Origin of the sequence: Serratia sp. 506_PEND (assembly GCF_001076875.1) — a bacterium.
GTDB lineage: Bacteria > Pseudomonadota > Gammaproteobacteria > Enterobacterales > Enterobacteriaceae > Serratia > Serratia marcescens.
In genome coordinates this window covers 1-6,757 of the sequence record NZ_JVEL01000251.1, presented here as the reverse complement: position 1 = coordinate 6,757, position 6,757 = coordinate 1, and the positions used below count along the sequence as shown (strand labels likewise).

10 protein-coding genes are annotated in these 6,757 nt (G+C 58.2%); 6 read left to right on the top strand and 4 right to left on the bottom strand.

Translation table 11 applies throughout. The annotated features are described in order from the left end of the window. Window positions 1-141 precede the first annotated feature (141 nt). Window positions 142-378, top strand: coding sequence for a DUF4060 family protein (locus tag ADK28_RS06465; protein WP_004927680.1), 237 nt, complete (start codon window positions 142-144; stop codon window positions 376-378). A gap of 175 nt (window positions 379-553) precedes the next feature. Then, on the top strand, window positions 554-1,915 hold the full coding sequence (locus ADK28_RS06460) for an amino acid permease (RefSeq protein WP_016927398.1): 1,362 nt from the start codon (window positions 554-556) through the stop codon (window positions 1,913-1,915). A gap of 46 nt (window positions 1,916-1,961) precedes the next feature. On the opposite strand, the gene ADK28_RS06455 is transcribed toward ADK28_RS06460, so the two are convergent. Then, window positions 1,962-2,252, bottom strand: a complete 291-nt coding sequence (locus ADK28_RS06455; protein WP_033640076.1) for a hypothetical protein — start codon at window positions 2,250-2,252, stop codon at window positions 1,962-1,964. A gap of 220 nt (window positions 2,253-2,472) precedes the next feature. On the opposite strand from ADK28_RS06455, the gene ADK28_RS06450 reads away from it, so the two are divergent. Further along, window positions 2,473-3,507 carry an MBL fold metallo-hydrolase gene (locus ADK28_RS06450; protein WP_048795206.1) on the top strand — a complete coding sequence of 345 codons (1,035 nt, stop codon included), beginning with the start codon at window positions 2,473-2,475 and terminating at the stop codon, window positions 3,505-3,507. 151 nt (window positions 3,508-3,658) lie between these two features. Here the strand turns inward: ADK28_RS06450 and ADK28_RS31330 are convergent, their stop codons facing one another. Continuing rightward, window positions 3,659-3,883, bottom strand: a complete 225-nt coding sequence (locus ADK28_RS31330; RefSeq protein ID WP_152929642.1) for a hypothetical protein — start codon at window positions 3,881-3,883, stop codon at window positions 3,659-3,661. Between the two features lie 306 nt (window positions 3,884-4,189). On the opposite strand from ADK28_RS31330, the gene ADK28_RS29830 reads away from it, so the two are divergent. After that, entirely contained in the window at window positions 4,190-4,306 is a 117-nt protein-coding gene (locus tag ADK28_RS29830; RefSeq protein WP_002211058.1) for a DUF2627 domain-containing protein, read from the top strand. 41 nt (window positions 4,307-4,347) lie between these two features. Further along, the gene (gene cspE / locus ADK28_RS06445) at window positions 4,348-4,557 is read left to right on the top strand and encodes a transcription antiterminator/RNA stability regulator CspE (protein WP_002221949.1); all 210 of its coding nucleotides are present in this window, start codon (window positions 4,348-4,350) and stop codon (window positions 4,555-4,557) included. Between the two features lie 52 nt (window positions 4,558-4,609). Here cspE and pgeF read toward each other — a convergent pair whose 3' ends face one another. Further along, window positions 4,610-5,326: a peptidoglycan editing factor PgeF gene (gene pgeF, locus ADK28_RS06440; protein WP_033640077.1), complete on the bottom strand. Its 717-nt coding sequence runs from the start codon at window positions 5,324-5,326 to the stop codon at window positions 4,610-4,612. 161 nt (window positions 5,327-5,487) lie between these two features. Between pgeF and rlmA the strand changes: the two genes are divergently transcribed. Further along, window positions 5,488-6,306 (top strand): 23S rRNA (guanine(745)-N(1))-methyltransferase, encoded by an 819-nt coding sequence (gene rlmA / locus ADK28_RS06435; protein ID WP_033640078.1) that lies wholly within the window; start codon window positions 5,488-5,490, stop codon window positions 6,304-6,306. A gap of 62 nt (window positions 6,307-6,368) precedes the next feature. Here the strand turns inward: rlmA and ADK28_RS06430 are convergent. Continuing rightward, window positions 6,369-6,757, bottom strand: a 389-nt coding sequence (locus ADK28_RS06430) for a manganese efflux pump (protein ID WP_048795205.1), incomplete at its 5' end; no start/stop codon positions are given.

Here is a 6,757-nt window from a genome sequence, read left to right as displayed (position 1 = left end):
GGCGGACAGCGCCAGCCCGCTGCGCGCGGCGATGATCTGCTTCCTGATGAGCCGACAGGTTAACTGAGTCGAACAATACCGGTGATTGGTAAGAGTTTCTCCTTTTTCTAATAACAGAGCTGTCGTTGGCGGAGGCTGTTTATGAAGCGCATTATCAAAGGTGATAAAAACTTGTCTCATCTGGTGATTGCCCATGCGGCGATCGATCGTCATGCCGAAAGCTTCGGCCAGCGCCGTCAGGGCTGGCCCTCGACCTACCTGATAAAATATCAAAACGATCGCGTGGCGGTGGAAGTGGTCACGCGTAGCCAATCTTATGTCGCCACGCTGATGATCGGCGCGCGCAATCTGACCAAACTGTGCGGTATGCCTGGCTGAACGCTGCCGTTATCCGCTTTCTCGCGGTAAAAAAATCGCGCTCCGGCCTGCCGTCTCGGGGCGCTTCTCCTTGATGCTCACGGGGTTAAGTGTTAAAAAGCCGCCCGCAGATACATTTATTGATTGGTGAAATCTTGGCCGATAGCGGCAAGGGTATACGCCATATGAGGATAAGATGGGCGGTCAGCATCAGGATACTCCGCTAAAACGCGGTTTAAAAAACAGACACATACAGCTTATTGCCCTCGGGGGCGCCATCGGTACCGGTTTATTTCTCGGCATTGCGCAAACCATTAAAATGGCCGGCCCCGCCGTGCTGCTGGGCTACGCCATCGGCGGTTTTATCGCATTTTTGATCATGCGCCAGCTGGGCGAAATGGTGGTGGAGGAGCCGGTCGCCGGCTCTTTCAGTCACTTTGCCTATAAATACTGGGGCGATTTCGCCGGCTTCCTTTCCGGCTGGAACTACTGGGCAATGTTCATTCTGGTCGGCATGGCGGAATTGACCGCCGTCGGCATCTACATTCAGTACTGGTGGCCGGAGATCCCCACCTGGGCCTCCGCCGCGCTGTTTTTCGTGCTGATCAATCTGATTAACCTGGTGAACGTGCGCCTGTACGGCGAAACCGAGTTCTGGTTCGCCATCATCAAGGTGGTGGCGATTGTCGGCATGATCGTCTTCGGCGCCTGGCTGTTGGCCAGCGGTAACGGCGGGCCGCAGGCCAGCATCACCAACCTGTGGCAGCAGGGCGGCTTTATGCCGCACGGCTTCTCGGGGCTGGTGATGGCGATGGCGGTGATCATGTTCTCGTTTGGCGGCCTGGAAATGGTCGGTATCACCGCGGCGGAAGCCGCCGATCCGCGTCGCAGCATTCCCAAAGCCACCAATCAGGTGGTGTACCGCATCCTGATCTTCTATATCGGCTCGCTGACCGTGCTGCTGTCGCTCTATCCGTGGGGGCAAGTGGTGGAGGGCGGCAGCCCGTTCGTGCTGATCTTCCATGCGCTGAACAGCAATCTGGTGGCAACGGTGCTCAACGTAGTGGTATTGACCGCCGCGCTGTCGGTCTACAACAGCGGCGTTTATGCCAACAGCCGCATGCTGTTCGGGCTGGCCAGCCAGGGCAATGCGCCGAAGGCGCTGACGCGCGTGAATAAACGCGGCGTGCCGGTGCTGTCCATCGCGCTGTCGGCGTTGATTACTTCGATCGGCGTGCTGATCAACTACCTGATGCCCGGCAAGGCGTTTGAGCTGCTGATGGCGCTGGTGGTTTCAACGTTGGTGATCAACTGGGTGATGATCTGCCTGGCGCACCTGAAATTCCGCGCCGCCAAGAACCGCCAGGGCGTCATTCCCAGCTTTAAGGCGCTGTGGTATCCGTTCGGCAACTACCTGTGTCTGGCGTTCCTCGGCCTGATTCTGGTGATCATGTATTTCAGCGAAGGGATCCGCATTTCGGTGTTGCTGATGCCGGTGTGGGTTGCGGTGCTGTGGTGCGGGTTTATGCTGACGCGACGCAAAGGCGGCAAGCGTTAATCCGTGTGCTGCGGAGGCGTATGGCGCGCCTCCGCTCCTTTTCTCGTTAGCCGCGCGGCATAAAGGCGCGGCCCTCACCGTGACCCCGCCCCAGCAGTTTCCGGCACAGCAGCAGCAGAGTGCTGATCACGTCGATGGCGACTACGCTGAGCATCAGCAGAGTCAACATGAAGAATCCAAGCAGCGAACCGCCCAGCAGCACCAACGGTGCAGGCACGCGCAGCCGGCGCAACTTCATGGCGAAATACATTTTCCAGTATTGCTTCTGCGCCAGCAGCGCGCTGCGAATACGGCGCCCCAGGCTTGAGCCTGATTTGCGGGATGTAGAACGACTCATAACTTCTCCTTTTCTGTATGCCCTACAAGTCAATCACAAAGATCTTAAGAGAGTCTTAACGGGCTCTTGGCGGCCCTGGCTGTCTCACCGGAGTGAGACAACAGCATACGGCAAAAGGTCCCGAGATGCAGCGCACGGCTGACAAAGTGCGAGCTTCATCGGGTTTGTTACACTGAAAGTCATGCCCGTGCAGGGCGCAGTGGTCGGGAGAAAAGGCTGGATGAAAAGAATTAACCGTTATTACGACGCGGCCAAGGCGCATCATACGCCGGAGGGATTTCGCAACCTGGAACCTTCGCGGTGTCAGGAGGGCGATCTTCAGCGTTGGCAAGATGAACGCAAGCGGCAGGGGCTGCCCAGACCGCCGCAGCAGGGCTACGCACAATTTACCGAACGCTGGTGGCAACCTGCCGATCTCAGCGGCAGCGACGACTGCGTTTGGTGGTTGGGGCATGCCTCGATGCTGCTGCGGTTGAGCGGGCGCTATATCCTGATCGATCCGGTGTTGTCCGAACGCGCATCGCCACTGAGCTTTTACGGCCCGAAGCGCAGAACGCCGCCGCCGCTGACGGTGGAGCAACTGCCGGCGGTGGATGCGGTGCTGATCTCCCATAACCATTATGACCACCTTGACAGGCGCACGGTGCGGCAATTGGCGCGGCGTTTCCCTCAGGCCGAGTTCATCGTGCCGCTTGGCTTGAAGCGCTGGTTCCGCCGTTATCGGCTGAAGGCGCATGAGCTGGACTGGTGGCAGAGTCTGCCGTTGGGCGAGCTGACGGTCTACGCCACGCCGGCGCGGCACTGGAGCATGCGCACGCTGTGGGATCGCAATCGTTCGCTGTGGTGCGGGTGGGTGATCCACCATCCGGCGCTGCGGTTTTATTTTTCCGGCGACAGCGGTTATTCGGAACGGCTGGCGGAGATCGGTCAACGGCTGGGGCCGTTCGACGTGGCTGCGCTGCCGATTGGCGCCTATGCGCCGCGCTGGTTTATGCAGGAGCAGCATATGGATCCGCAGCAGTCGGTGGCGCTGTATCGCGAGCTGAATCAGCCGCGCGCCATTCCCATCCATTGGGGGGTATTCGAACTGGCGGATGAATCGCTGGACGAACCGCCGCAGCAGTTGAACCTGGCCCTGAGCGAGGCGGGGTTGGAGCAGCATCAATTCCTCCCGCTGAAGATTGGCGAGCGCATCGCGTTGCAGGATGCTCAGCAAGCGTTGTCTCTTCGCCCTGCGGTACAGAGGAAAGAATAAGAGCAACGGTTTGAAAGCGCGGCAGTAATTAGCAAAATTGATAAGATCGGGGGGTGATTCAAATAACCACCCGATCTTCAGGATTTAATTCAACGCCACACTTTTGCTATTCATAAGATTATTCCGGCTATTGGGGATAATGACCTTCGGATTATTTATGATGGAACCACAGGCAAGCGGGAGATGTGCCGGCGCTTTGCATGCTTATGCATCCGTTGCGCAGGGCGGAGACGTCGCCGCCGACCCGCGCGCCGTTGTCGCCCGCGCCGTTTGGCGGCAGGGCTGAAAGCCGATGATGAATGGGCTTTCCGGCGGTAAATGGTCGGAGGAGCGATGAATAAATTGGCCCCCGTTCATCGATATTCAGATGTTGCATATCAAATTCCATAAAGATTCAAATTTTTTAACGCTATAAGCGGCAAAAAAGCGGAAATGATGAGACGGAAAGGCGTCAATACGATGAAAGTTTTGTTAAAACTCCAGCAGAATGCGGGGTCTGGCGCAGTGATTTTGGCAAGCAGAAAATAGCCGATGCTTCAACATCTTTTGGCCTATTTAAGCAAATGTGGCGCTCGACCGTTTCAAATATGTGCGACATGTCGTTCAGTGATTAAAAATGGCTTGCCATCGCATACAGAGTATGTGATAACGCATCTGGGTAAAACGAGGTACAGTTCTGTATATGTGTGGCATTTTCAGTAAAGAAGTTCTGAGTAAAGACGTTAGCGTTGAATACCGCTTCTCTGCCGATCCTTATCTTAGTGCCTCAAGCAGTAACGACTCTAGTTTGTCTATGTAACGCCCTCGGGCGGTTTAAACAATCCAAAGGAAATACTCAAGATGGCAAAGATCAAAGGTCAAGTTAAGTGGTTCAACGAGTCTAAAGGTTTCGGTTTCATCACCCCGGCTGACGGCAGCAAAGACGTGTTCGTACACTTCTCTGCAATCCAGGGTAACGGCTTCAAAACCCTGGCTGAAGGCCAGAACGTTGAGTTCGAAATCCAAGATGGCCAGAAAGGCCCATCTGCAGTAAACGTTACTGCTATCTAATCAGCGTCAGCTGTACAAAAAGCCCGCCTTCGCGCGGGCTTTTTCGTTTCCGTCATCCGGCGGCGATGATGATGCCGGCGTACTGGTTGCGGCCTTTGATCCCCGGATGCGTCGGATCCTGCGCGCGCCGGTGGCTGTTGCGGCGATAGCTGGTGTATTTGAAGCGCTGCGGCCGCTGCGGGTCGACGTCCGGCGTGCAGATGGTGCAACTGCCGGCGCGGTCAACGGCGGCGAAGCCGAGCGCCGCCAGCTTGTATTCGGCAATTGCGGCCAGATCCAGATGCCGGTAATGCGGGCTGATCAGCGTGGCGGGCAGCGGCAGGCGCTGTTTAAAACTTTCCACCAGCGCTTCATCGACTTCGTAGCAGCACGGGCCGGCGGCGGGGCCGATGGAGACGACCCAATCGGCGGTGCCGCCGTCCTGGCGAATGCGCGCTGCCATCTGTTCCAGAATGCCGTCAAGCAGTCCGCGCCAGCCGGCGTGAACCGCTGCGATGGCGCCGCCGTCACGGCGGCTGAACAGCACCGGCAGGCAATCCGCCGTCAGTACGCTGAGCAGAATGCCGGGCTGGCGAGTGTAGAAACCATCGGCTTCACCGCACGCCTGCGCCGGCTGCAGCACGTCGACGATGCGGGTGCCGTGCACCTGCTTCTTTTCCGGCAATGTGGCGCTGTAGGGCAGCAGGTGCCCGGGCAGCAGCGCGAGTTTGCTGCCGAAGCCGTGCTGAATATGGGGCACCGCATCGAGCAGCGCGGAACGATCGCTCATAAGTTATGTTCACCTGCGTGAGAAAACAGACTCTCAGTGTAGCCAGCTTTTTCCCCGCTTGGCCAGGTGTTGTTGGCGGCGAAAGCGAGCGGGGATGCGCCTTGCATCAAGCCGACGCCTTCTTTAGACTAGCCGCGCCCTGTCTTTCTGGAAGCCCATTCATGTCTTATCAATGCCCTCTGTGTCATCAACCGCTGTATTTTTCATCACAACACTGGCGTTGTGACGGCAATCATCAGTTCGATCAAGCCAAAGAAGGCTACGTGAATCTGCTGCCGGTGCAGCACAAACGATCGAAGCAGCCGGGAGACAGCGCGGAAATGATGCAGGCGCGGCGCGCGTTTCTCGACGGTGGATATTATCAGCCGTTGCAAGCGCAGGTGGCCGAGTGGCTGGATTTGGCGCTGGCGGCCGATGCAGGCACGTTATTGGACATCGGCTGTGGGGAAGGGTATTACACCGCCGCCGTGGCCGCCAGGCTGGCGCAGGAGCGCACTATGGCGGTCTATGGGCTGGATGTCGCCAAGGTGGCGATCCGCTATGCCGCTAAACGTTATCCGGCGGTCTCGTTCTGCGTTGCCTCCAGTCACCGTTTGCCGTTCGCCGACGGGGCGCTGGATGCGGTCTTGCGCATTTATGCACCCTGCAAGGCGGAGGAGCTGGCGCGAGTAGTGAAGCCGGGCGGCGTGGTGCTGACGGTGTCGCCGGGCCCGCGTCATCTGTACCAGCTGAAAGAGCAGGTGTACCAGCAGGTGCAGCTGCATGCCGAACAGGATGAACAGTTCGACGGATTCGACTGCGAGCGCAAAGAGGCGCTGGCCTATACGATGACCCTACCGGGCGCGCAGGCCGCCAATCTGCTGCAGATGACGCCGTTCGCCTGGCGCGCTACGCCGGAGGTGCAACAGCGGTTGGCCGAGGGCGGCGAGTTTGTGTGCGAGACGGATTTCGTGCTGGCGTTGTACCGACGTCGCGCTTAAGGGGCGTTGAACTCAGAAACAAAAAAACCTGCCGCGGCAGGTTTTTTTGCAGTGCAGTCGCCTCAGGCCAGGTAGCCGAGGTGCTCCAGCAGGATGTTGACGCCGATACCGATCAACACCACGCCGCCGAGGATTTCGGCGCGTTTGCCCAGCAGTGGGCCGATAAAGCGGCCGATCATCATGCCCAGGGTCGCCATGATCATGGTGGCGCAGCCGATGGCCATCGCGGTGTGCACGATGTTCACCTGCAGGAAGGCCAGACCGACGCCGATCGCCATGGCGTCGAGGCTGGTGGCGATGGCGGTGGCCACCAGCAACCAGAAACCATGACGTTTGACCTTCTCTTCTTCGTCGGGCCTGTTGCGCACCCCTTCGACGATCATGCGCATGCCGAGAATAAACAGCAGCGAGAAGGCGACCCAGTGATCCCATTCCATGATGTATTGGCTGG